This is a genomic window from Vibrio sp. Vb1026 (assembly GCF_033338745.1).
GTDB lineage: Bacteria > Pseudomonadota > Gammaproteobacteria > Enterobacterales > Vibrionaceae > Vibrio > Vibrio alginolyticus.
This window is the reverse complement of record NZ_JAWOTH010000010.1, coordinates 86,496-113,108: the sequence shown is the minus strand read 5'-3', so window position 1 is coordinate 113,108 and position 26,613 is coordinate 86,496. Positions and strand designations below refer to the sequence as shown.

Here is a 26,613-nt window from a genome sequence, read left to right as displayed (position 1 = left end):
CCACCAACAGTTATGCTCGTTGTTGTTTGAATATACGTCCTGTTATCACATTTGGTTCGTACAGAATGTAAGATTGGCGACACCAAAGACTTTGCTTTATGGACGGTTTTTTCGTTACAACGGTGAGCGGTGGATATGAATTTTTCAATCACAGCCTTTCTCTACTTAAGCCTAGTCGGGGATTTGCAATTTTGCTTAACAATTATGAATTTATTGTAAAAGTGACATTTGAATCACTCTTTTATTTAGGACGAATTTATGTCGTGAATAGGTGCAATAGAAATCAAATATTTGGCAAAGACGGAAGAGTCTCAGTGATTCGTTGTTCTACATTGAGCAAGGCAAGTGAAAGAGGTAGGAAGAGAGCAAAGTCTTAGATAAGTTTGTGACAGGGTAAATAACAAGGAGAGCGGGCGCTCTCCTCATTCTTAGATGACCATTTTATGCGCTGAAGATTTGCGCTAGTTCGTTTTCACATAAATGATACTGACGAGGGCAGTTACGCCAAGTTTGCAGCATACGGCGGTATTTATCTAGCATCGGCATTTGGCTGTTAAAGTGATGATCTGCCTTGTCAAACTGAGGGTACAAACCTTCAGAATCGATGAGAAAACGTACGTAATGTACTTGTTGCGCTTCTGAAGCGATATCAAATCCCAAGAACTTCAAGCGACGTTGATCCACGTTGCTGCGATCTTCATCTTCTAGCATGTTGTAAGATTCTTGCATCGCATGATACATCTCCATAACGTCGATGATCTCACGACACTCTGCTTCTGAGAGGCAGCCGAAATCTTTGTTCAACTCTCGCATTTGTAGTTCATAACCACGTTCAACGATCGTTTGTAAGCGTTTGTATTTGGCCGCATTACTTGGATCAAGTTGAGACATAAGGTTGTATTGGTTTGATAGAATCAAACGTTGAGCGTTTGACATTTCCATGGTGACCTCACTAGATATCTAATACATTTTTAATGTGCTTAGGTTAACGCTTAAGACATGAGTGAAACATGATCTCAACACATATTTAATACTAAAAAATGGCAAGAACTGTCACTTTTGACCAGTTTGAAAACACTTATTTATGGTAATGATTGTATATGTAGTCTCGGTCTGAAAATACTCTCAGCCACTCTGGCTTGAATACGGTTAAAACCGCCAGTGCCATACCATTTAATAGACCTTCTGGAAAGGCGAGCAACGGCACAAAAACAAAGTAGTTATGTTGAATGGTTTCCCAATCGTAGTGACCAACTGATAGGTGATAAAAAGAGTTAATGATGAGGTGCAGACTTCCTGTTATCGCGCCATTGAAAAATCCAGCAACGAAGATGAAAACAAAAATGTTTCGTGGCAAGTAGTGGTAACTCAGAAGAAACACTAAGTAACTAATGAAAATCGGAATTAGGGCAGATAGAACTAACGACGTGGGTAAGAGTAGCAAGGACACATCATGTAGTAGGTGGTTGACCAACATAGCGGGAATGCTGAGTAGAAATGCCATGCGCCAACCATACATCATCGTCAGCGTTGTTAGTGCAAGAAAATGAATCTGTAATCCTTCTTTTACACCTGCTTGAGCGGCCCATAAAATACTGAAAAAGAAGAGCGTTGCAAAAACGAGGTGCTGAAATCCTTTCTCTTTTTCCAGTTTTGGCCAAACGACTTTTTTCCAATCTGGTAGGCAGTAGACTACTACTATCCAAATTGAGACAACAAGAGAGCCTAAGTTAAACAAATCCATGTTACTTCCTTCCTATGCGAACATGACGCAATCATTTCTATCGTTCTTTTTATACCTAAATGACCGCAGAGAAACTCACTGATAAGGCTTAGATATAATCAAAAAAATACCAGCAATAAGCTGGTATTTTAAAGAGGTTAGTCTTGCGGTTCACTTAGTATTTTACGTTATCGTTGTATTGAGCAAGAATGGATTGAATTTCATCCATGGTTTCTTTCGGTGGCGGGTTTACGCCTTCGAGTGGGTATTCTAAGCCTAACGCTTCCCACTTATGAGCCCCTAATTTGTGGTAAGGAAGTAACTCGACCTTTTCGATGTTATCCATGTCTTTAATAAATTCACCAAGCATGTGTGCTGCTTCTGGGTCATCTGTGTAACCAGGCACGACGACATAGCGAATCCATGTTTTCTTTCCGATTTTTTGCAAGTAACGAGCAAAGTCCAATGTGCGTCGGTTGGATACACCGATGAGATCTTGGTGCACTTCGTCTTTCATGTGTTTGATGTCAAGCATGACTAAGTCTGTTGCATCCAGTACTTCATCGATAACATCAGTGTGTTTACGAACATAACCGTTAGTATCTAGACATGTATGAATGCCTTCGGTTTTAGCTGCGCGGAAAAAATCACGTACGAATTCCGGTTGAAGCATCGCTTCGCCGCCAGAACAAGTAACGCCACCACCTGATGCATTCATGAAGTGGCGGTAACTTTTCGCTTCGGAAATGATTTCTTCAACCGTGACTTCTTTGCCATCATGCGTGTCCCAAGTATCGCGGTTATGGCAATACTTACAGCGCATTAAACAACCTTGCAAGAAGACGATAAATCGAATACCAGGTCCGTCTACGGTACCACATGACTCAAATGAGTGAATACGACCAGCTGTTGACATCTTTTGCTCTCATTACTAGTAAATTCTAGCTGTTATTTTATTACAAAAAGCAGGGTTAAAACAGCTTTGTCGGTACTAAAGGCAAGGTTATTTGAAGAAAGAAAATAGATGGAGCCAATCTACATAAACGCTTGAACACGAGGTGGTTAATACCTACCCCGAGAACTTGCCGTGTATCTAGATTGACTTCGATGCTGGGATAATCCAGTTTTTAGAAAAAGGCGAACACGGAGAACGAGCCTGTCCCATAAACATCGGTTTGGGCTTCTTCATAATCCGGTGTTTTAATTGTAAAGGTGATGCTTGCACCGTAATTTTGGTTGTACCAAGATACCCCCGCGACGGCACTTGCTTGCCAATTTTGCAGTGTGACGTCGTATGGCGCTGACGGTTCAGGAATGCGAGGACGATCTCCTTCGATAGTCATGTCATTAAAGCGGTAACGACCTTCAAACCCGGTGAACAAGAACCAACTCGACGTGTTCTGAGCGATCATACTTGCTGAGAAAGGGCTTTCGACACTGATATTGGCGGCTCCGATGCTATTCGCTAGGTTTGTACCCCAACGAAACATGACGCCTTGAGAGACATCACTACGGAAGTTACCCGCATTGATGTCGTTAATGTTGGTGATCTCCCATTGTGTTTTTTGTTCTTCGCTGCGCATCAATTTGTTAAATACGCGGTAACCAAGGCTGAACGCCACTTTATCTTCAATCTGGTAATCCCAACCTTGAGGGTCCGTCGATCCTGTTATGCCGTGAACGATTTCTTGCGCCTTTTCTGATAGCGAACTTTCACCCGTAGTTCCTATGGTGAAATTGTACCGTACAGCTTTGTCACTCGTTAGGGAAAGGTAGTTGATTTCGGTGTGTAGGTAACCGGCATATGGGCGATCATTGATTAGTGGATAATCGGCTTCAATGTCGCTTGGAGTCCACATCTTGTGGCCAAGAACCAACTCTATTTTATCGATATTGGCGTGCTCTGAGTTAGCTAGACTCAGCCATTTCCATTGGCTTTCTTGTGTCAGTTGGTCTGTCGCGTAAGAAAGGAAAACACCATTCGTATAGTCTTGATCGACGCCAAAAATACCATCGTTGTCGATGGTAAAAGAAACCGTAGACTTAGTGGATGCTATTGCAACTGGAGAAAGAAGGGTAAGAATAATTAATTTACTAAATCTCATAGACTTTATTTGCTAACTTTTTTCGCATCATACGTAAGAATGCGGGCAAAAGTCTTTCGCGATATCACAACTTTCATTCAAGAAATAAAAAAAGGCTGATGCTACTTAGCATCAGCCTTTGTTGTATTACTAGAACGTTATTTCGCTATAGTCTTATAGAGACTCAGTGAATGTACGCGCGATTACGTCAGCTTGTTGCTCTGCAGTTAGAGAGTTGAAGCGAACAGCGTAACCAGATACACGGATTGTTAGCTGAGGGTATTTCTCTGGGTGCTTAACTGCGTCTTCTAGAGTTTCACGGTTAAGAACGTTCACGTTTAGGTGTTGACCACCTTCGATACCCGCTTCGTGGTGGAAGTAACCATCCATAAGACCAGCAAGGTTAGCGCGTTGTGAACCCTCATCTTTACCTAGTGCGTTAGGTACGATAGAGAATGTGTAAGAGATACCATCTTGTGCGTCAGCAAACGGCAGTTTAGCAACTGAAGTTAGTGATGCTACAGCACCTTTCTCGTCACGACCGTGCATTGGGTTTGCACCTGGAGCAAATGGAGCACCAGCACGACGACCGTCAGGCGTGTTACCAGTTTTCTTACCGTAAACCACGTTTGAAGTGATAGTAAGAATTGACTGAGTAGGGATTGCATCACGGTAAGTCTTAAGCTTACGGATTTTGCCCATAAATACAGAAACAAGTTCACATGCAATGTCATCAACGCGTGGGTCGTTGTTACCGAATTTAGGGTAATCGCCTTCGATTTCGAAGTCGATTGCTAGACCGTCTTCGTCACGAATTGGCTTAACTTTTGCATATTTAATTGCAGATAGTGAGTCAGCTGCAACAGATAGACCAGCAATACCACAAGCCATAGTACGCTTAACGTCACGGTCGTGTAGAGCCATTAGCGCCGCTTCGTAGCTGTACTTATCGTGCATGAAGTGGATAGCGTTTAGTGCAGTCACATATTGTTTCGCTAGCCAATCCATGAAGTGGTCCATTTTCTCCCACAGTTCATCGTAGTTAAGAACATCGCCTTCGATCTTAGGCATTTGCGGGCCAACTTGGATTTTTAGCTTCTCATCCACACCACCGTTGATGGTGTAAAGCATTGTTTTCGCAAGGTTCGCACGAGCACCGAAGAACTGCATTTGCTTACCAACAACCATTGGAGATACACAACATGCGATCGCGTAGTCGTCGGAGTTCATGTCTGGACGCATTAAGTCGTCATTTTCGTACTGAATAGAAGAAGTATCGATAGATACTTTCGCACAGAACTTCTTGAAGCCTTCAGGTAGTTGCTCAGACCAAAGAACAGTGATGTTTGGCTCTGGAGAAGGACCCATAGTGTATAGTGAGTTTAGGAAACGGAAGTTTGTACGAGTAACTAGCGTACGACCGTCAAGACCCATACCACCCATAGACTCAGTTGCCCAGATAGGGTCGCCAGAGAATAGATCATCGTACTCAGGAGTACGTAGGAAACGAACCATACGTAGTTTCATTACGAAGTGGTCGATCATTTCCTGAGCTTGTTCTTCAGTTAGCTTACCAGCCGCGATATCACGTTCGATGAAGATGTCTAGGAATGTAGAAGTACGACCTAGAGACATAGCCGCACCGTTTTGAGATTTAACAGCAGCTAGGTAACCGAAGTAAGTCCACTGAATAGCTTCTTGCGCAGTTTCAGCAGGACGAGAAATATCACAACCGTATTTTGCAGCCATTTCTTTGATTTGACCTAGAGCACGGTGTTGCTCTGCGATCTCTTCACGAAGCTGCATTGTCATTTGTAGGTCTTCGCCGTTCTCAAAACGCTCTTGTAGAGAAGAGAACTGCGCGAATTTATCCTTCATTAGGAAGTCAATACCGTATAGAGCAACACGACGGTAGTCACCGATGATACGACCACGACCGTATGCATCTGGAAGACCAGTCAGTACGCCAGATTTACGACACGCCATGATTTGAGGAGTGTAGATATCGAAAACGCCTTGGTTGTGAGTTTTACGGTATTCTGTATAGATTTTTTTAACTTGTGGGTCTAGCTCGCGGTCGTAGGCTTTGCATGAACCTTCAACCATGCGGATACCACCGTTAGGGATGATCGCACGTTTTAGAGGAGCGTCAGTTTGAAGACCTACGATAGTTTCTAGGTCTTTTTCGATGTAGCCTGCATCGTGAGCAGTGATGGTAGAGATAACTGAAGTATCAAAATCAACAGGAGCGTGAGTCGAGTTCTCTTGTTTGATGCCTTCCATTACCTTAGCCCAAAGCTTGTTAGTCGCTTCAGTACCTTCAGAAACTAGGAAAGATTCGTCGCCTTCGTACGGAGTGTAGTTCTTCTGAATGAAATCACGAACGTTTACTTCGTTTTGCCAGTCGCCTGCAGCAAAACCTTCCCAAGCTTTAGCAAATTGCTCTGCCATGACATACCTACCTTTTTAGTAGAAAAAAATACGTACTGCTTCGCCGTTGAGCCAGCTATCCCCAGATAAAAGAGGGGAACAGTACACTCTTATGAATAACAATATTTATAGTCTTAAATTTACGTATTCGATTTACAAAACTATAAATATTGTCACTAGTTTTAACGTTTCTCTTTTTAAGCAACAGTTAGAGGTTAAACTAAAATTTTTTTGCAAACCTTAAACTAAATCAATAAATCCTCAAAAATCTCGATAAAAATGGGGTAGCGACGAGCGCTACCCACAAATTTCTGGACTGCTAGCTTATAGCCAAGCTTGGATGCCATACTGGCCTTCAAGCATACCAACTGCAAGCATAGCAACTAAACAGATAACGAGTACGCTTACTGGGATCACAATCTTGTCTACAAATGATAGGCGAGACGCGCGCTCTTTATCTCCAATTAAACCGTTGTTATCTAAAAGCATAGTTAGTGCCCAAGCTAGAACTGGGTTAACAACGGCAGAACCAAAGATACAGATACCTGCTGCTTGTGAGTCTTTTGAGTCCTTCACCATCTGCATGCCAGCTTCAAGCAGTGGTAGAGATACACCAACGAGAAGAGCAACGCGCATAACTGGAGGCCATACTGCAACGTCCATAGGAAAACCAAGGATTGCAACAATAATACATAGAGAGCCTAGTAAGATGGCACCAGCAGGAATAGGGCGTTTCGCGATTGCAGCAGGGATCATGTAAGTCCCCCAAGATGATGTGATGTTACCACCACCCACTGCAGTACCGACCATTTGGCGAACGGAACACATTGTCATTGTGTCATCAACGTCCATCAGCACTTTCTCACTCTTACGTGGGTAGTTCATCTCTTGGAAGATACGGTGACCCAAGAAGTCAGGTGACCACATTGCTACCGCAAGAATGGCGAATGGTAGTGAAGCGATGAAGTGTTCCATATTAGGAAGACCAAGCATCCAACCTTCTTCTGTTGAACCCCACCAGTAGATTGGATTTAGGTTTGGAAGGCCTGTCTCGGTTACGAATTTAATATCGAAGCCTGCGCCAAGAGCAAGTGCGATTGCAAGCCCAGTGAAGGCACAAACAGGGATCGCTAGCCAGCGTTTGTTCACTTTAGCAAGGAACGCGTATAAGCCAATGGTAACCGCAAGAACAATTAGACCGATGTAACCCATGCTACCAGCGGCAACCGTATCGGATTGCAAACCAACAGCCCAAGCTTGAATAGAGTTAATTTGGCTCATGGTTCCGGTTAAACCTAAGAAAATAAGAAGGCCACCAGCCGTACCTTCAGAGGTGAGGTTAACCAGTTTTGACCCACCTTTTAAGAGGCTCAAAATCAAACCAAACACACCAATGAGAATTGCTAATGCAAGAGGGTGAGCACCAGCAAGAGCGATGGTACCAATAAGAGGGATCATTGGGCCGTGGTTGCCTGCTAGGTTGGCTTTAGGGTTAATAAAACCAGAGGCAAGCACACAGAAAAGAAGTGCAGGGATGAGCATTTCTACACGCGCAACTTCGATAGCAAAGTCCTTGCCTAAGTTTACGTGGTCCCATGCTGCAGTAAGACCTTCAGCCCAAGACATCATTACCGCAGAGTACATTGCGATAATACCGATAGTACCAGCAAGCGCTGGAACAAGGTCTTCAAGCTCAAAGCGGAAGTCACGACCTGGCAAGTTCAAGCCAAAACGACGTGGCTTCATGATTTGTAGTTCGTGGTCTAGGTAGTCTGAACGGCTTGCGAACTCAGATGCTGGACGATGAAGCTCACGGTAGCTCTTGGTCTCGATATCTGAATCAGAGTGCGTTTTGTTAACTGCGTCTGACATAGATTCCTCATATATTTAAAAGTTATGAATTCTTCATTCAATTGTGTTGGTCCGCATCCTGCGGCACGCTTATGCTAGCTATTGTTAGATTTGTTACACGTCGACACTGTGCCTAAGCATAGCTAATAACTTATTGTGTTGAGGCACAAAAAAAGCCTCATCTTTTGGCAGGAGTCTAGCAAGATAGCCATTTAGGGTGATTGATTTAGATCACTTTAAGAATGGTTGTGAAATAAAACTACAGAAAGTTTCTGGCATGCGAATGAGATGCGGAGATCTTGTGTAATTTCATTACACAAGTTGCATAAAATTAGAACTTTTTGTCCTTTTGCACGAGATGCAGATTAAATGTCAATATTCACGATGATTATATAAAGCTGGCTTTATTCTTGCTTTGGACAGAGCAAAGACAATTTTTTGGCTAATCATTGCCGCTCAGTTTAGGAAAAAGACATGAAACAGCTTAAAGTACTGCCACTAGTGGCAATCATCTCAGGGTTAATGGTCGGTTGCGGCGGCGGTGGCGGCGGTGGCGGTGGTGCAGCGCCGAAAACTGCGTTTACTTTTGATTTTGCTATACCAGCAACAATGACTGAAAGTGAAGCAACTACGAAAGGTTGTACTGTATATGACCACAAAACTGAGCTGAACGGCGATAAAACGGTTTTAACCTATAGTGCAGCGTCAAAAGAGCAAGTGACCAACTATGTTATCGGTTACTACTCTGATGCCGATGGCAAAAGATCCGGAGACATTATCAAACCTACCACTGATAACTTTAAGTTTTATCTTGAAGATATCCCTGACGACGGCTTTGTAACGTTTCAAGCAATAGAATTTAACGGCAAAGAAGCTCGCGTAAACACGTTTTCAAAAGAGTTCTTGCAAGATAAGAAACTACGTAATGCTACTTTTGCACTAAACCGAGACTCTTTGAACAAATGCTTTACTGGCGGTAACTTAGCAAGCAATAAGTTTACTAACTTAGATTACCGAAACGCTGAATCAGGTGGCGGAGATTACAACTTTGTCTCGCAAACCGATATTTTCACGTCTCCGAACCCTGATATGTTGCCTACTGATGAACTGATGGGGCTTAAAGGTGAACCAACGGCATTGTTTCAGTATGAATCAGGTTCAAGCGACAAAGCGCTTTACCAGTATGGTATTGGTTCGTGGGGAACTGGTGAGATAGCCTTAGTTAGAGCGGATAATACGTCAAACATTTATTCGTCTTCTGACTATACTTACGACTCGCTCAACATTGGCTTTGTTACTAACGGCTTTGCATATGACGCGTTGAAGCTGGATAAAACGGCCGTTGAATATAATCGCCCTAGTGCAACGAATAAAGAAACTTGGGTATACATGGCGTTCTCAGAGAATCAAGTTAATGGTTGGGAGTCTCTACTTAACGAAACGATCTCTGACGGATGGGATATTGACGTTGATCCGAGTGCTTACTTAAATATTGATAACCTGCCGAACACAAAACCAAGTGTATCAGCGCAAGGAAGTGCAGAGTCCGTGATTGATCTGGACATGGGCTTAACATCGTCTACTGAAGGCTTTACTCGTGTCGCTTACTTTGCAACTTCAGGCGACTACAGAGTCACACATCGCATTTTCACAACAAGTAATAGTGATTCTGTTGTTGTTCCAGAATTGCATTACTACAACTTCCCAACATCGGCCGTTAACGGTTTGAAAGTTTCAGCTTCGGACGATTTTAATCGCACTGCTTTGGTAGTGAATGAAGATAGTAATATTGATTCTAAAGTTTTCATGAGCTTCTTCTCCAATGGTGAAGCGTCAGAGCCTGAACTAGATGAAGACCTAGATGGCATCATTACTTCTGAAAAAGAAGGCTTAGAAAATGAAGTGACATTACGTACTTCAAACTCGTTGGTAGTCAGTCGTTTTAATTAATTCATTGCGACCTCGAATAGGTTTCAATTAACACTTTTGTAAATTTATTAAGCCCCTTTGAAAGGGGCTTTTTTATATTTAATATTCAACTTTTGAAGAATATGTTGCTATATATTGCATATTAATTTGTCTATCGTATCTTTCTATTCGAATTATTTAGGTTAATAATTTGTTGCAAGTTTCAAAGGGCGGTGCTAATTTGTTCCGAATTAGAGAGGGCGGAGTCCCTTAATTGCAGTGACAAAAACACAGGGAGTAGGGCGCATGAATGATGTACCAGCGCTAGATATAAAAGACCTGCACAAAACATTTGGACAAAATGAAGTTTTAAAAGGCATTTCACTTGCCGCGCACAAAGGAGATGTTATCTCCATTATTGGCTCTTCCGGCTCAGGTAAGAGTACCTTTCTCAGATGTATCAACTTGCTAGAAACGCCTACCGCGGGCGAAATTTGGGTAAATGGTGAATTAATCCAAATGAAGAACAGCAGAGCAGGTGAATCTGTTCCTGCTAATGAAAAGCAAGTCCAACGTATTCGCTCACGCCTGGCAATGGTTTTCCAAGGTTTCAACCTCTGGTCTCACCTAACCGTACTAGAAAACGTGATTGAGGCGCCTGTTCATGTCTTAGGCGTTCCAAAATCTCAAGCGATTGAAAACGCAGAAGTCTTGCTTAAGAAGGTAGGCTTGTATGAGCGTAAGGATTATTACCCTGGGCACTTATCTGGCGGCCAGCAGCAACGTGCAGCTATTGCCCGTGCGCTAGCAGTTGACCCAGAGGTGATGTTGTTTGACGAGCCAACTTCTGCGCTTGACCCAGAACTTGTAGGAGAAGTTCTGGGAGTAATGAGAGATTTGGCAGATGAAGGGCGAACTATGCTGGTGGTCACGCACGAAATGGCGTTTGCGCGTGACGTATCAAACCATGTGATGTTTTTACATCAAGGCTTAGTGGAAGAACAGGGAAATCCAGCTAAGCTATTTACAAACCCGGATTCAGAACGATTACAGCAGTTTATCTCATCCATTTACTAATATTTGTTAGGCGGCAGACTATTGCCTCCTAAGCCAACACAACAAACAAAACGAAATAAAATAGCAATCACAGGAGTATGGAAATGAAAAAGTGGTTATTAGCAGCAACGATTGCTGCAACGGCAGTATCAGGTGTTGCCCAAGCGAAAGAATGGAAAACAGTTCGCTTTGGTATCGAAGGCGCTTACCCTCCGTTTAGCTGGACAGAAACTGATGGCTCAATAAAAGGCTTTGACGTAGACATGGCAAATGCACTCTGTGAAGAGATGCAAGTGAAGTGCAAAATCGTCGCTCAAGATTGGGATGGTATTATTCCTTCTCTGCTTGCACGTAAGTACGATGCCATCATCGCAGCAATGTCTATCACTGAAGAGCGCAAGAAAAAAGTCGATTTCACTGGCAAGTACGCACAAATTCCAAATAAATTTATCGCTAAGAAAGGTGCTGGTCTAGATTTTGATAATCTTAAAGATGTCAAAATTGGCGTGCAACGTGCGACGACACATGACAAGTACTTAACTGACAACTACGGCGATGATGTTGAAATTGTGCGTTATGGCTCTTTTGATGAAGCGTATCTTGATCTAGAAAATGGTCGAATTGCTGCCGTTTTAGGTGATGCGTCGGCTCTAGAAGAGGGTGTGATCAACAAAGCAGGTGGAGAAGCTTATGAGTTTGTTGGACCGTCGTTAACCGATCCAAAATGGTTTGGTGAAGGTATGGGGATCGCTGTTCGTAAACAAGACAAAGATCTGACGAAGAAACTCGACGCAGCAATTATTTCACTACGTGAGAAAGGTGTTTACCAAGAAATTGCTGGTAAATACTTTAACTACGATGTGTACGGTGAATAAACCGTAATTAAGCGACCGTTGGCTTGTTCCTAGAAGTAGTCAACGGTCGATTTTTTGAGTTTAGGGATTAGGAACTCACCTATGCTAGATTTACAAGGATACGAAGCTTCGATTTTGAAAGGAGCTTTAGTAACAATAGAAGTTGCAGTGCTTTCACTCATTCTCGCCATGGTCTTAGGCATGCTTGGCGCATTAGCTAAGTTAGCGCCTTACAAATGGGCAAGGGCGATTGCCACTCTTTACACCACCGTCATTCGCGGCATTCCAGATTTGGTTCTGATGATGCTAATTTTCTTTGGTGGACAAATACTTTTAAATAACAGCCTTTACTCCATCAACGAAACGCTCAACGAGTGGTTTGCCTCGAGTGATCCAAACCATGAATGGACGTCTTACTTACCTGATTATATTGATGTCAGCCCATTTATTGCTGGTGTACTCACGATTGGTTTTATCTTTGGCGCCTACATGGCGGAGACTTTTCGTGGAGCGATCATGGCGGTGGACAAAGGTGAGCTAGAAGCGGCGAAAGCTTATGGGATGAGTTCTGCTTTATCGTTTAGAAGAATCTTACTGCCTCAGATGATTCGTCATGCATTACCTGGATTTGGTAATAACTGGTTAGTGTTACTTAAGACCACTGCGTTAGTTTCCATTATTGGTCTGGATGACATGGTGAGAATGAGCTCATTGGCAGCAGGTACAACGAAAATGCCGTTCACCTTTTACATGGCTGTCGCGCTCATCTTTCTATTTTTTACCAGCGTTTCGACCGGGCTACTCAAGCTTGTTGAGCGTAAGTTCAGTATTCACGCGAGGTAAGTTATGGACTTTTCTTTGATTATTGAAAGCTTTCCAACTTATCTTCAGGGGCTTTGGACAACAGTTTGGTTAGTGGGATTAGCGTTGGTTATTGGCTTGTGTGTCTCTATCCCATTAGCCGTGGCACGCAATAGTACCAATTACGCTCTAAGCTTACCTTCTTGGGGATTCATTTACTTTTTCCGTGGAACGCCGCTATTGGTTCAGCTGTATTTGATTTACTACGGCATGGATCAGTTTTTCCCTGTGAAAGATACCTTATGGGAGAACGCTTGGTTCTGTGCTTTGGTCGCTTTTATTCTGAATACATCGGCTTACACCGCAGAAATTATTCGTGGTGCGATTAATGGTTTGCCGAAAGGTGAGGTGGAAGCTGCGAAAGCGTATGGCATGAGTAAGTTTATGACATACAGACGTATTATCTTGCCGAGTGCATTGCGTCGAGCATTACCAGCTTATTCCAACGAGGTCATATTTATGCTGCACGGAAGTGCAGTCGCGGGCATCGTTACCATCATGGATTTAACTGGTGCTGCGCGTCTAGTAAACTCGCGCTACTATGCACCATTTGAGTCTTTCCTGACGGCGGGGCTGTTCTACATGGCACTGACGTTTTTGATCTTGTGGTGTTTCAAAGTGGCAGAGAAGCGTTTCTTAGCTTATTTGCGTCCTTTAAGCTAATTATCAATAGAGGCAATAGCACCGGAGTGGGTGCTATTGCTTTTGATAATTTTGTTATCTTCATTCCTATTTTTCCAGTCGATGTAAAAGACTCTTTCTTATTATTCATTAACTTACATTAACATTCGATAAACTCATTGTTTAGTAAGTAAAAATGAAAAAAACAATTCTATCGTTGGGCATTGCCGCCTTAGCCACAGGATGTGGTGGGGGAGAGGGAGAATCACAACCTAATGCTCAAGTAAAACCAACGCCAGCTCCAGTTCAACAAGCTCTTGAAACTGGTAATGCACTGCTCGTTTCTGACCCGAGCGAATTCATTCGTAAAAGTCGTCAGGTTGTAGAAGCTCACAAGATGCAGTCGAATACGATCAAATCTGCAATTGCGAAAAACCTTTCAGGTCTTTATTGGGATCCAACCCATGATGCCGCGATCTTGGCACCTCAGTATGGCTTCAACGACACCATCTTGATGACCAATAAGGCCATGGCAAGCGGTTACAAAGATCAAGCTCTGTCAATTGGCGTTGCCGGGGAAAAGTCTAATGGTCAACGTTACGCACTATTAGGTAGTAACCCATTTAGAACGGCACAACGTTTTCCCGACTCTTCCAACGCAGCGATGACGAAATGGTTAAGTAACCTGGTCACTTGGTTGTCGGGCGGAGTTACTTCAAACGTCGTCATCGCGCAAATGGATCAGTCTTATTACTTTCCGGATGAGCAAGCGACTCGGAATTGGCTGAAAGACAATGTTTCACAAGAGTTGGCGTTTAACGAGGCCAACCTATGCGATGGTTCGAAGCTACTTAGCTGCTTGCAAACCAATACTCCAAACTTATTGATCTTGTCACAGCATCTGCAATCTGGAGATACCAACAAACCAGTACTCGAAGCTTTGGAATACGCTGAGCAAGCCCAAATTCCTGTTCTATACCTGCATTGGGATGGAGGACTAACTGATCTTGGCCAAGACATTTTGGAAAAATTCCATGTTGATTATGTGGGAGATAACTATTGGCGTAAGTTAGGCTTGGTCGACTGGGAACCTTCATCGTTGATGAACGTTGTGCCGGACTCTGTCATCACACAACAAGCGCTGTTGTCTCGTTTTGAATCTCAAAATTTCAACGTTGACTTGTCACAGTGTGATGACAAAACCTGCCCTGACACTGCGAATATGGACAGTCAATTTTATGCAGGGGCAAACAGCATTCGCCATTGGTTGCAAAAGCTTGATGAACAAAAAGTAGATTTGTTTAATCAAAACGGCTACCAATACGAAAAACTCATGGTATTGCTGGCTGATCATTATCGTCAAACGGTTGTCTTCCCGATGGACAAACAGTCAACCCAAACGACCGAATTCCTAAAGTCGTACTTTGCCGATTACGTGCAATACAACAGCCGAAGCGTGAACCCAAAACAACCAAATATGGGGAACTTCAGCCGTAGTGAGTTTAGCCCTGAAATAAAGAGAATCAGTGCAACGATTAATATGGAATCAAAGCGTAACTTCCGTTCGGCTGGTGTGTATGCGCTTCCTGGGGAAACATTTACGGTTAAACGTAATGACAGCAATGATGTGGCGACTAAGATTGTCATCAACACTTTAAGAAGTGGTGCAACTCATGAGTTCAGCAAAGATGGATACACGCGACCAAAACTGCTGACTTCATTCGGCTATGAAGTGAAGCCGGGTGAAACCATCACGCTGACTTCTCCTTATGGTGGTCCAGTACAGGTTCACTTTGACAAAAATGATGTTCCGGTTGAACTGAAATTTAATCATGTGGCACAGCATCCAGTTTGGAGAAGTGAGAAGGACAACGACGCTTTTATTCAACAGTTAGAAGCCAATTTATTCGATTGGGCTGAGCTGATCACTCCTGGGTTTGAAGTACACTCAAAGCGCGACAAAATGTTGGAGTCGGTCAACGATGAAATGTGGTCTACCCCTTCGGAAATGGCGCTTGCAACAGAAGAATATGTTCACAACTACCCGCATGTGCTGGCAGGTTTCCAAGGGCCGGGCATAGATGAAGTGCCTGAAATTATTCAATACGCCCAAAACCAAGGTTGGGAAATCGCCAATATTGATATAGTGAAGCACATGAACGCTGACCAAGCGACGTGTGGTTATGGTTGTTCGGGTAACCCTTACGATGCTTACTGGTCATTCAGCCCACTCGGTCACGGTGATTTACATGAGCTTGGTCATGGTTTAGAAAAAGGTCGATTCCGATTTTCAGGCTGGGAAGGGCATTCAACGACCAATTACTACTCGTATTACAGTAAGTCTCGTTTCTTCCAGAATACGGGAAAAGTTTCAACTTGCCAAAGCTTGGATTTCAAAGGCCAGTTTGAATTATTGCAAGCTAGCCGAACTCAAGCGGATCCAAACGCATACATGGCTGCGCAAAATCAAACCAGTTGGAGTTGGGGCGCTCGTGTTTACATTCAAATGATGATGGCGGCGCAGCATGAAGGTGTGCTTAAAAATGGTTGGCATTTATTGGCGCGCTTGCACCTGATTGAACGTGAGTTTAACCGCTTAAAATCGGACGACGCGCTTTGGGATGAGAGACGATTGAGCATTGGTTTTGCCAACTACTCTCGGGAAGAAGCAAATAGCATCTCGAACAACGACTGGTTGCTTATTGCTCTGAGCTACATCTCTCAGCGAGATATGACTAGCTATCTCGATATGTGGGGGTTCTCGTTCACAGAAAAAGCGAAACAGCAGGTTGTGGCGCTGAATCTACCGCCGATGCCGCTCACTTACTTTGCAAGTAGTAATACAGGCTACTGTCTGAACGAATTTGCACAAACACCGATAACTGTTGATGGTCAAACGGTTTGGCCGCTGAATCAGTGATTAAATGGTAATTTGTATGAAAAAGGGAGACTGAGTCTCCCTTTTTATTGGATTAAGCTTAGCGTTGAGTCTCGCTTATAGCTTTGCAATATATTACTTAAATGTTGACCAGATTGGTGCGTGATCTGAAGGCTTCTCGATACCACGAAGCTCATAGTCGATACCAGATTCAATACACTTTTCCGCTAGAGAAGGGGTTGCCAAAATGACATCAATTCGTAGGCCACGGTTATCATCAAAACCGCGAGAACGGTAGTCAAACCACGAAAATTGATCGTTCACCTCTGGGTATAGCTTACGGAAGGTGTCCACAAAGCCCCAGTCTAGTAAGGTTTTCAACCATTCGCGCTCTTCAGGTTGGAATGAACATTTACCTGTTTTTAGCCAACGTTTACGGTTTGGCTCGCCGATACCGATATCTGCATCAATAGGGCTGATGTTGATGTCACCCATAACAATCAATTGCTCGTCGTTATTGTGATGATCGTTTAGGTAGGTCATCAGATCTTTATAGAATTGGCGCTTGTATGGGAATTTGGTTTCGTGGCTGATGTTATCCCCTTGAGGGAAATAGCCGTTTAGCACAGTGACCTTTTCGCCGTTTTCATTTAAAAACGTTGCCATGATCATGCGCTTTTGATGTTCCTCGTTATCCGTCGGGAACCCTTTTTGTACGTGTAGAGGCTCTTGCTTACAAAGCATTGCTACGCCGTAATGTGCTTTTTGACCATGGAAATACACTTTGTAGCCCATGGCTTCGACAGCTTCAATCGGGAATGCTTCATCGTGAACTTTAATTTCCTGAAGACCAATCACATCAGGTTGGTGTTTGTCGATTAGCGCTTGGAGTTGGTGCAGTCGGGCACGTAGTCCATTGATGTTAAAGCTGATTACTTTCATTATTTATCCTTTTTGGGGCGTACTTTTGTATGAATAGTATCATTGTGTAAGAGCACTGAAAACGAGTCTCGGTGAAAGGAGTGAAACGCTCTGAGCTACTTTGCTTTTAATTTGTTTTCTAAGTCGTTTTGCACGATCTTTAAAGCGTTAAGCGCAACTTCTGGATGTATCTCATTGCTCTCAAGCAAATAGATTAAATCGACAGCCAGTTTGATCTCTTCAGGTGCGTCATCTAAAGGCGAGGTTGGTTGATCAGCCATTATTGATGTTTTTCCCTATGTGTAATTTGGTTCTCTAGCTTAAGAAGTGCTGCTTCACAACGCGCTAAACGTTGCTCGGTTGCTAGTAATACTTTTTGAGCGTCGGCACGCATAAAACTAGGAGCGCTTTCGACAGCACGTTCTTTTTCTAACAACATCTCGCGCAAGCGTCTTGCCCACTCTTGATGTTGAGCGAGCTCCTGATAAAGCACGTTGATAGGCTTACGGAAATGGCTGCTATGTTTGATTTCATTCTTACGAATTTTAGTGGTAGAAATCTCGCGTTGAATCGCACCGATTTGCGCCACTAACCGTTCAGTGAGGTACTCAGCACGCAAAGCGGTGAGCTTACCTTCATTTTGCTCACGCACAATCGCATCCAGCGTGGCTTTTGCTTCTTTTACGCAAGGAGTAAGTAAGCGAGAGCGGCAACCAAATAAACGCTCATCAAAAAGCGGAACATGATGTTCGCCTCTTTGACGGTCAAGAACAGCGGCTTGCTTCGCCATTTGTTCTAGATTTTCCTGGAGTTGAGAAATGTTCATGACAAACCTACAAACCATGCGTCATAAGCCAATTTAATGGCTAGTATGCTGACGACAGTAACAAATACAGGACGAATGAATTTAGAACCAAATCTAATAGCGGAGTGCGCGCCAACAAAAGCACCAGCCATTAAACATACTCCCATTGTTAAGCCTAGCACCCAGTTGATATGTCCGAGGAATGCAAAAGTGATCAAAGAGGTAAAGTTACTGGTAAAGTTCATTGCTTTTGCTAAGCCAGAGGCGAGCAAGATATTCAGCCGGTACAGCGCCATTGAACTTACTGTCCAAAAAGCCCCAGTTCCAGGCCCTGCTAGTCCGTCGTAGAATCCGATTGATAAGCCTTGTATGTACTGTTTTTTATGAAGTTTTGGGCAAGGCTCGGGTATTGGACTTTGATGAGCAGAGTGGGGCGTTTTATGAAAAACGGTATACAACGCTGCCGCCAAAATAACAAGCGGCAATCCTTTTTCCAGCCAATCCGTACTAATCGCATCTACAAATAGCGTACCTAATGTCGCTCCGACGAGTGTCGCCACGAATGCTCGCCTCCAGCATTGCGGCTTGAATAGACGTTTTTTGTAGTACGTAAATGCCGCAGTAGAAGAAGCAAAGGTAGCGGCAAGTTTATTGGTGCCTAGTGCAATATGAGGCGGCAAGCCTAGCGACAGTAGAGCAGGTACGGTAAGCATGCCACCACCACCGGCAACTGCATCAATAAATCCTGCGACAAAAGCGACAAGCGCCAACACCAACAGCATGGTTGGCTCAATCATTTCCATAAATGGTGATTCTTCTAATATTCTATTTTACGTTTAAATGGAGGTAGTGAGTCGATTAAGGCTTGTCCGTATCGCTTAGTGACTAGGCGTCGATCAAGAATCGTTACTCTACCAGAATCTCTCTCTTTACGCAGTAAGCGACCTACGCTCTGGATCAGCTTTTTGCTTGCGTCAGGTACAGTTATTTGCATAAACGGGTTTCCTCCTTTTTTCTCAATGTATTCGGAATGAGCCTGCTCAACAGGGGAGGTTGGAACGCCAAATGGAATTTTTGTAATCACCAAGTTTTCAAGTAATTCGCCAGGTAAGTCTAGCCCCTCAGAGAAACTGCCAGTACCAAATAAGATGCTGGTTTTATTTGATTCTATTAACTTTTTATGTTTTTTTAGAATTTCTTGACGTGAGCTTTCACCTTGAACTTGCAACGCCCAGCCTTTTTTTATGAACTCCGAAGAGAGTGCCTTCGCGACTTGGTTCATCTGCCAATAGGATGAGAATAATACTAAGTTGGCTTTCTTGTCTTCCAAGTACTTAGGCAATATCTCGATAAGATATTCAGTAAATTGAGGCGCTGGTGGTTCATATTTCATCGCAGGGATGAGCAATTCTGCCTGGTTTTGGTAATCGAATGGTGACGCAAGCGCTAAAAACTGAGTGCCTGATTCTGGTTTTCCATCGATACCAACCTGATGGCAAAAGTAATGGAAAGAGTTTAATGCACGCATCGTTGCGGAAACCAAAATGGCGCCAATACATCTGCTCCAAATCTGTTGGTCGAGTTGCCATCCAATTTCAAGTGGCGAAACACTCACAATGAAATCACCCTCGCGATCGGGTTGGGTTTCTAACCAGCGAGCTAAAGGCGCACCTTTTTCACGAGCTGGTTCAGCCATTAAATGCCATACTTGCGCTAGGTTTTCTAACCTTTGAATGTAGAAACCGAGCTCTGCAAGCGCTGGTTCAGCCAACCTTGTCGCAAGCTCCCCGTCTTTTACTCTTTCCGCAATAAGATCGGCAATTTTTGCCACACTCTGATTTGCTTTTTTACTGAACTGTTTTAGTTCTTTGGATTGGTTCTCTAGCCACTCCGGTAGTTCACCGTGTTCGAAGCGGTAGATACCCTCTTCAAATTGAGCTGGGTCGAACTGTTTGGGCAATTGAGTCAGTGCCGGTATCAAGTTCTGAACCGCGTCTTGAAGGTCATTGCGAAATCGAGCTACGCGTTTCTCGTCTGCGAGTGATGAAAACTTACTAATCGACTGATTTAACTTCTCAAGCCATGCTGCCGCACCTTTTAAACTCGCAGATGCTGAAGCATGGTCACGAGCGACGTGAGGTAAGTGATGTGCCTCGTCGAAGACGTATATCGTGTTTTCTGGCTCAGGTAAAATCACGCCGCCACCTAAATCTGCGTCTGCCATGACGAGAGAGTGGTTAGCAATGATGACATCGTTTTTATCCAACTCTGAGCGCGCTTTTTGGAATGGGCAGCCGCGGTGGCCTGGTAAACTGTTATTGCAACTGTGTTTATCACTGACAATCAGTTGCCAAAGCTTATCATCGATGGTTTTAGGCCAAGAATCACGGTCACCGTCCCATTTCCCTTGCGCAAGAGAGCGATGCATTGTTTCCAACAGCTCTATATCTTTTTGCTTAGGTTTGGTTTCAAACATGGCTAACTGGCCACCATCAGCACCGCTAGCAGTGGCGAGCTTTTCAGCGCAACAATAGCGTTGACGGCCTTTTGCCAAAATAAAAGAAAACTCTCGGTCGGTAATCCGACGAAAAAGAGGGAGGTCTTTATTTATGAGCTGCTCTTGCAGAGCGACGGTCGCCGTTGAGATAACCACTTTTCTATTGTTATGTACAGCCACGGGAATGGTCGCCATTAGATAGGAGAGCGATTTACCAATTCCAGTCCCTGCTTCTGCAACGAGTATTCGGTTAGATTTGTGATACTGACCGCACAGCGTTTTTGCAATCTCTGCAACAAGGTAGTTTTGTGCTCTTCTAGGCACAAAGTTATCAAGTTGATCTTGAAGGTTTTGATAGCTATTACGAATCGATTTTTGAATGTTACTGGTCAGCATACGGGCCTCAAATGCGTTGGAGGCGAATAGTAGCACACATCACTAGTTGTACAGTAGTTCACAAAACGGAATGCTTTTATAAGGAATGTAGATCTCCTTCACAAAAAAATATTGAACCTTATCTTAATGAAATTAATTTCATTATATGAAAAACATAAAACTCCAAATTGGTCTGATTTGTGGGTTTTTATTCTTTTTTTTGTTTTTTTAAATTTACTTATTGGATTAAAAAACCATTTGTTAATAATTTTGTAAATTACAAATAATAATGGAGATTGGTTAGATGTTCGTCGAATAAATAAAGGTAAACTTATCAAGTTATTGTTTTATAATGGTATTTTGTTTTTTTTACATTGGTATTTAGAAAATTTGACAGCCAGAATAATCTTTTGCACTCTTAGCTCCAGATTTTGAGGAGGTGCTGTATAACGTTTTGTTAACGCTCTACCTCAAACATATAAAAAAAGGGAACCGGACAAGGATATCCCGAACTAAGAAAAGGCAGTGGATTAATTATGAAAAAAACTCTATTAGCACTAGCTGTAGTTGCGTCTGCAACTTCAGTGAACGCAGCTGAAGTATTCAAATCTGAAGAAGGTTCTGTAGATTTCTACGGTCAGCTACGTCCAACTCTTCTATTCACAGAAAAAACTGATCACACAGCAGAGCTAAACACTAGCTCTTCTCGTACTGGTGTGAACGCGGTTTACGTTGTTGACGAAAGCCTAAAAGTTCTGGGTGAAGTTGAAATCGGTGTTGCTCTAGGTGACAACTACGACGCAGGTGCTGATTCAAGCGAGCGTACAGATGACTCTGTATACGTACGTCGCCACATCATCGGTTTTGATATGGGTGATATGGGTACTCTTCGCTTCGGTAAAGAAGGTACTTGGGCTGATGACGTATACTTCGCAGATTACTCTTACTTCTTCGGTGGTAACGCAGCGGAAACTGCATACGGTCACGCTTGGAACAACGATTCTCAAATCAAATACGCTTACGAAAATGACGCATTCTGGCTAAAAGCTGGTTACGCGCTAGGCGAAAAAGATTCTAACGAAGAAGTACTAGAAGTATTCGTTGGTAAATCTTTCAACGACCTATCTCTACACGCTGGTGTACTTACTGCGAACAACGACATCAACGTAACTAAAGAGAAAAAACTAGTTCTTAATGGTGTAGAGCAAACAGTTTCTCACACAGAGCGTACTGATAACGAAAACCTATCTTTTGAAGTAACTGCTGAGTACGCACTAAACGAGCACACTCTAGGTGCTACGTACTACTACAACGAAAACGAAGATAAGCTAGGTAAATCAACAGTTGATTCACACTACATCGTTGTAGCTGGTATGTTCGCTGTTGCTCCTAAAACAACTCTATACTCTGGTTACGAGTACCTAGCTCAGTCTACTGACGAAGCAGGTAAAGTAGACGCAGACTCTTCTTGGTTCTACGCTGGTGTTGAATACAAGTTCTCTAAATGGGCACGTGTATTCGCAGAAGCGGGTTACACTTTCGAAGGTACTGACTTCGACAACAAAGACACAGACGACGCAACTAACTTCGGTGTTGGTGCTCGTTTCTACTGGTAATCAATACCCAGTTTGATATTGTAAGACCCAGCTATATGCTGGGTCTTTTACTATGAAGATAAGGATGAAAAATTCTATGCAGTTATCATTAAAAGTGGCAATGGCACTGTCTATTTTTGCCAGTACAAACCTCTACGCTGCAACGACTTTAGTGGTTCCAGAAGACGTGAAGTTATTGGCCGTCAACATGGAGAAGCCAGATCTAGAAGGTGGTCTTTTTTCTAGTGAGAAGACAATCGAACTACCTGACGGAACGAATCAAATTGTCTTCAAATATCAACCTACATTCGAAATTAACGAAAACCTTAAGACGGTTTACAGTGATGTAATCGTTGCTAAATTTGATGCTGAAAACGAAAAGCTAACGTTTGAACTGCCAGAGTTTAAAACTCTTCGCCAAGCGCAAAACAACATCTCGCCTCTAGATTGGCAATTACTGGATACCAAAGGCCAACCTATTGCTTTGGTCGAAGATGTATTAGAGTCAGATGGTGTTCAAATTGGTCGTAATTACCCTCAAGAATCTCGCAACTACAATATTGCTGGCGGTATCGCGAATGTTGCCGTTAGTTATGTAACTGTGAATCAGCATCAACAATCAGTAAGTGATATCGAGCCTCGAGTTGAGACTAGTGATACCCGTTCAACAGCCGCATCGAACGACAGCCCAATGGTTGATGTATTAAAGACGATGTACCAGAAAGCGTCTCCGGCGGAAAAAGAGGCCTTTAAAAACTGGCTTGCTGAGCAGTAATCCCTTAGTTCATTAGATAGGGCTTAACTGAAAAAGTACGAATCTAAAAAGCAGGCTTTAAGCCTGCTTTTATCTTTTCTGCTTATTAGAGAGAGATTTCTCTCCATTCACCAGGCATTAGGTCGTTAAGGACGATATCACCCATCGAATGACGAATGAGGCGCAAAGTAGGGAAGCCAATGTGCGCAGTCATGCGACGCACCTGACGATTTCTTCCTTCGATAATGGTAATGGCTAACCAAGTGGTAGGGATATTTGCGCGAAAACGAACCGGAGGCGTTCTGTCCCAGACTTGTGGTTCTGGAATAACTTCAACTTCGGCCGGTAGAGTCATACCATCTTTTAGCTCTACTCCCTTTCTCAATTTTTCAAGATCTTGCTCCTGAGGAGCGCCATCGACTTGAACCCAATAAGTCTTCGGCGATTTTGACTTTGGCTGCGTTAACTTCGCCTGCAAGATGCCATCGTTAGTGAGTACCATCAAACCTTCGCTGTCTCGGTCCAATCGGCCAGCCGCATAGACATTTTTGATTGGGATATAGTCCGCTAACGTTTTGCGACCATCGCCATCGGTAAATTGACTGAGCGTATCGTAAGGCTTATTGAAAATAATGACTTTACGATCTTTAAGGGCCACTTTTGGCTTTTGGCTTTTTGTTGGGCGATTAGGGCGGCGGTCTTGCTGAGTACGAGTCTTCGAGCCATTGCGAGCTCCTGAGTGTTTAAAATGGCCCGTTTTAGACTGGTTACGACTGCGACCTTTTTCCTGACCTGTACGAGATGACATGTTAACTACCCTGCAAAAATGTAAATGAACTGTGTTTGAAAGTTTTAAGTTTTCTCATGATCGGATATGATTTGCGCGCCTAAAACTAACAAACGCGCACAGAATGATAGACTAATTCGTGTTATTTGTTTAATTATATCAGTGCACTCATGGATTCAGAGCTTAGAGCTTCAAACTACAACAAAGAGTGCGAACCGCATGTGGCGTTAGTGAGGAGACATGTACTGCTAACGCGCAGCAATGCGTCAATTAAACCAACTCAGACGCTGAGTTGATCAGCCAACAAGTTGATTAAAAAATAGGGAAATTTCATGCCTACAGAAAAACCTACAATTATCTACACCATCACTGATGAAGCGCCGGCGCTAGCAACTTATTCATTACTACCAATCATTCAATCATTCACAGCATCGTCTGGCATCAATGTAGATACTCGTGATATTTCACTAGCAGGTCGAATTATCGCTAACTTCCCAGAGCATCTAAAAGAAGAACAGCGCATTGGCGATGCGTTGACTGAGCTTGGTGAACTAGCTCAAACTCCAGAAGCAAATATCATCAAGCTACCTAACATTTCAGCTTCAGTTCCTCAGCTTAAAGCGGCGATTAAAGAGCTTCAGGCGAAAGGTTACGATTTACCAAACTACCCAGAAGAGCCGAGCACGTATGAAGAGAAAGCGATTAAAGCGGCTTACGACAAAATCAAAGGTAGTGCGGTTAACCCAGTACTTCGTGAAGGTAACTCAGACCGTCGTGCTCCGACTTCGGTTAAGAACTACGCGAAGAAAAACCCACACTCAATGGGTGCATGGTCAGCAGAATCTAAGTCCCATGTTGCGAGCATGTCAGACAATGACTTCTTTGGTAGCGAAAAGTCTACAACTATCTCTGGTGCAACAGAGGTCAAAATCGAGTTTGTCGGTAATGATGGTACAGTTAAAGAGCTTAAGTCTGCGTTCCCATTACTAGATAAAGAAGTCATTGATACTTCAGTAATGAAGAAGAAGGCGTTGGTTGAATTTTTCGAGAAAGAGATTGCTGAAGCGAAAGCACAAGACGTGCTGCTGTCTCTTCATATGAAAGCGACGATGATGAAAGTTTCTGACCCTGTCATTTTCGGCCATGCCGTAAAAGTTTACTACAAAGACGTTTTCGATAAGTACGGTAAGCTGTTTGAAGAGCTAGGTGTTGATGTAAACAATGGCATCGGTGATGTTTACTCAAAAATTGAGTCTCTACCTGAAGCGCAAAAAGCAGAAATTGAAGCGGCCATTCAAGCGGTTTACCAAACTCAACCAGAACTTGCGATGGTTGATTCTGATCGTGGTATCACAAACTTACATGTACCAAGTGACATTATTGTAGATGCTTCTATGCCAGCAATGCTTCGCTCTTCGGGTCAAATGTGGGGACCAGATGGTAAACAAAAAGACACCAAAGCGATGATTCCAGATCGTAGCTACGCAGGTATTTACCAAGCGGTTATTGATTTCTGTAAAGAGCACGGCGCATTTGATCCAACCACTATGGGTAGCGTACCTAACGTTGGTCTAATGGCTCAGAAAGCTGAAGAGTATGGTTCTCACGACAAGACATTCATTCTAGACGCTGCGGGTACTGTTCGCGTTGTTGATGCTTCAGGTAACGTACTGTTAGAGCAAGCGGTTGAAGAAGGTGATATCTTCCGTATGTGTCAGGTTAAAGACGCACCAATCCAAGATTGGGTTAAACTAGCAGTGACTCGCGCACGTGCAACAGGTGTTCCAGCTGTATTCTGGCTAGATGAAAACCGCGCGCACGATGCTGAGCTCATCAAGAAAGTAAACGCCTACCTACCAGAACACGATACTGACGGTCTAGAGATTAAGATCCTATCTCCTGTTGAAGCTTGTAAGTACTCACTAGAGCGTATGAAAGCGGGCCTAGATACTATCTCTGTTACAGGTAATGTTCTTCGTGACTACCTAACAGACTTGTTCCCAATTCTAGAGTTAGGTACGTCTGCTAAGATGCTATCTATTGTTCCATTGATGAATGGTGGTGGTCTATTTGAAACAGGCGCTGGTGGTTCTGCTCCTAAGCACGTTCAACAAGTAGAAAAAGAGAATCACCTTCGTTGGGATTCTTTGGGCGAGTTCCTAGCGCTTGCAGCTTCGTTAGAGCATTTAAGTGTAGCGACAAACAATCCTAAGGCTCAGGTTCTCGCAGATACACTAGATAAAGCGACCGGTGAGTTTTTAGACACCAACAAATCTCCGTCACGCAAAGTGGGTGAGCTAGATAACCGTGGAAGCCACTTCTATCTTGCACTTTACTGGGCGAAAGCGCTTTCAGAGCAAACGGATGATGCGGATCTTGCTGCTGAATTTGCACCAATTGCAAAAGCGCTGTCAGAGCAGGAAGAAACGATCGTTGCTGAGCTAAATAATGCGCAAGGCGTGAAAGGTGAGCTAGGAGGTTACTACTTACTAGACGATGCATTGGTTTCTAAATTGATGCGTCCAAGCGAAACCTTTAACGCAATCATTAACAAGTAAGTTAGTGTAAAAACACGTCGTTTTCGGCGCGTTTCCTATCCTGTAAGTGCGTTGT

The 26,613-nt window shown here is 43.4% G+C and carries 21 protein-coding genes; 9 read left to right on the top strand and 12 right to left on the bottom strand.

The window, feature by feature from the left end; translation table 11 throughout:
- Positions 1-441 precede the first annotated feature (441 nt).
- The 6 genes from R7E47_RS15730 to R7E47_RS15705 form a co-directional block, all read right to left on the bottom strand.
- Complete coding sequence (locus R7E47_RS15730) at positions 442-942, bottom strand: YfbU family protein (protein WP_017820021.1); 501 nt, start codon at positions 940-942, stop codon at positions 442-444.
- Between the two features lie 136 nt (positions 943-1,078).
- Positions 1,079-1,744: an energy-coupling factor ABC transporter permease gene (locus R7E47_RS15725; RefSeq protein WP_053303246.1), complete on the bottom strand. Its 666-nt coding sequence runs from the start codon at positions 1,742-1,744 to the stop codon at positions 1,079-1,081.
- 154 nt (positions 1,745-1,898) lie between these two features.
- Positions 1,899-2,639 carry a pyruvate formate lyase 1-activating protein gene (pflA, locus tag R7E47_RS15720; protein ID WP_005387854.1) on the bottom strand — a complete coding sequence of 247 codons (741 nt, stop codon included), beginning with the start codon at positions 2,637-2,639 and terminating at the stop codon, positions 1,899-1,901.
- A 211-nt stretch (positions 2,640-2,850) separates the two neighbouring features.
- On the bottom strand, positions 2,851-3,828 hold the full coding sequence (locus R7E47_RS15715) for a lipid A deacylase LpxR family protein (RefSeq protein ID WP_318084611.1): 978 nt from the start codon (positions 3,826-3,828) through the stop codon (positions 2,851-2,853).
- A gap of 153 nt (positions 3,829-3,981) precedes the next feature.
- The gene (pflB, locus tag R7E47_RS15710) at positions 3,982-6,258 is read right to left on the bottom strand and encodes a formate C-acetyltransferase (RefSeq protein ID WP_017820022.1); all 2,277 of its coding nucleotides are present in this window, start codon (positions 6,256-6,258) and stop codon (positions 3,982-3,984) included.
- A 303-nt stretch (positions 6,259-6,561) separates the two neighbouring features.
- Positions 6,562-8,109 (bottom strand): DUF3360 family protein, encoded by a 1,548-nt coding sequence (locus R7E47_RS15705; protein ID WP_005378441.1) that lies wholly within the window; start codon positions 8,107-8,109, stop codon positions 6,562-6,564.
- A gap of 453 nt (positions 8,110-8,562) precedes the next feature.
- Between R7E47_RS15705 and R7E47_RS15700 the strand changes: the two genes are divergently transcribed.
- The 6 genes from R7E47_RS15700 (at position 8,563) to R7E47_RS15675 (ending at position 16,308) form a co-directional block, all read left to right on the top strand.
- Positions 8,563-10,038 carry a 54K polar flagellar sheath protein A gene (locus R7E47_RS15700; protein ID WP_318084608.1) on the top strand — a complete coding sequence of 492 codons (1,476 nt, stop codon included), beginning with the start codon at positions 8,563-8,565 and terminating at the stop codon, positions 10,036-10,038.
- Between the two features lie 264 nt (positions 10,039-10,302).
- Positions 10,303-11,073, top strand: a complete 771-nt coding sequence (locus tag R7E47_RS15695) for an ABC transporter ATP-binding protein (RefSeq protein ID WP_213871535.1) — start codon at positions 10,303-10,305, stop codon at positions 11,071-11,073.
- A gap of 83 nt (positions 11,074-11,156) precedes the next feature.
- Positions 11,157-11,927, top strand: a complete 771-nt coding sequence (locus R7E47_RS15690; protein ID WP_005378437.1) for an ABC transporter substrate-binding protein — start codon at positions 11,157-11,159, stop codon at positions 11,925-11,927.
- A gap of 81 nt (positions 11,928-12,008) precedes the next feature.
- Complete coding sequence (locus R7E47_RS15685; protein WP_005378436.1) at positions 12,009-12,749, top strand: ABC transporter permease; 741 nt, start codon at positions 12,009-12,011, stop codon at positions 12,747-12,749.
- Between the two features lie 3 nt (positions 12,750-12,752).
- Complete coding sequence (locus tag R7E47_RS15680) at positions 12,753-13,430, top strand: ABC transporter permease (RefSeq protein WP_017820024.1); 678 nt, start codon at positions 12,753-12,755, stop codon at positions 13,428-13,430.
- Positions 13,431-13,584: 154 nt separating this feature from the next.
- Positions 13,585-16,308, top strand: coding sequence for an ImpA family metalloprotease (locus tag R7E47_RS15675; RefSeq protein ID WP_318084605.1), 2,724 nt, complete (start codon positions 13,585-13,587; stop codon positions 16,306-16,308).
- Positions 16,309-16,401: 93 nt separating this feature from the next.
- Here the strand turns inward: R7E47_RS15675 and xthA are convergent, their stop codons facing one another.
- From xthA to dinG, 5 genes are all read right to left on the bottom strand, one after another.
- A complete protein-coding gene (xthA, locus tag R7E47_RS15670; RefSeq protein WP_005378433.1) occupies positions 16,402-17,208 on the bottom strand; it encodes an exodeoxyribonuclease III in 807 nt (268 codons plus the stop codon).
- A 95-nt stretch (positions 17,209-17,303) separates the two neighbouring features.
- Positions 17,304-17,468 carry a pleiotropic regulatory protein RsmS gene (gene rsmS, locus R7E47_RS15665; protein WP_017634734.1) on the bottom strand — a complete coding sequence of 55 codons (165 nt, stop codon included), beginning with the start codon at positions 17,466-17,468 and terminating at the stop codon, positions 17,304-17,306.
- Positions 17,468-18,013, bottom strand: a complete 546-nt coding sequence (locus tag R7E47_RS15660; protein WP_213917126.1) for a primosomal replication protein — start codon at positions 18,011-18,013, stop codon at positions 17,468-17,470. Before R7E47_RS15660 ends, rsmS begins: the two co-directional genes overlap by 1 nt.
- Positions 18,010-18,795, bottom strand: coding sequence for a sulfite exporter TauE/SafE family protein (locus tag R7E47_RS15655; protein WP_138940022.1), 786 nt, complete (start codon positions 18,793-18,795; stop codon positions 18,010-18,012). Before R7E47_RS15655 ends, R7E47_RS15660 begins: the two co-directional genes overlap by 4 nt.
- Before the next feature lie 14 nt (positions 18,796-18,809).
- Positions 18,810-20,885, bottom strand: a complete 2,076-nt coding sequence (gene dinG / locus R7E47_RS15650) for an ATP-dependent DNA helicase DinG (RefSeq protein ID WP_258669607.1) — start codon at positions 20,883-20,885, stop codon at positions 18,810-18,812.
- Between the two features lie 515 nt (positions 20,886-21,400).
- On the opposite strand from dinG, the gene R7E47_RS15645 reads away from it, so the two are divergent.
- Together R7E47_RS15645 and R7E47_RS15640 are read left to right on the top strand one after the other, a co-directional pair.
- The gene (locus R7E47_RS15645) at positions 21,401-22,480 is read left to right on the top strand and encodes a porin (RefSeq protein WP_005378424.1); all 1,080 of its coding nucleotides are present in this window, start codon (positions 21,401-21,403) and stop codon (positions 22,478-22,480) included.
- Between the two features lie 76 nt (positions 22,481-22,556).
- On the top strand, positions 22,557-23,234 hold the full coding sequence (locus R7E47_RS15640; RefSeq protein ID WP_318084602.1) for a DUF2057 family protein: 678 nt from the start codon (positions 22,557-22,559) through the stop codon (positions 23,232-23,234).
- A gap of 85 nt (positions 23,235-23,319) precedes the next feature.
- Here R7E47_RS15640 and R7E47_RS15635 read toward each other — a convergent pair whose 3' ends face one another.
- Entirely contained in the window at positions 23,320-24,021 is a 702-nt protein-coding gene (locus R7E47_RS15635; protein ID WP_258669604.1) for a pseudouridine synthase, read from the bottom strand.
- A 311-nt stretch (positions 24,022-24,332) separates the two neighbouring features.
- On the opposite strand from R7E47_RS15635, the gene R7E47_RS15630 reads away from it, so the two are divergent.
- Positions 24,333-26,558: an NADP-dependent isocitrate dehydrogenase gene (locus R7E47_RS15630; protein WP_213915682.1), complete on the top strand. Its 2,226-nt coding sequence runs from the start codon at positions 24,333-24,335 to the stop codon at positions 26,556-26,558.
- Positions 26,559-26,613: the final 55 nt, after the last annotated feature.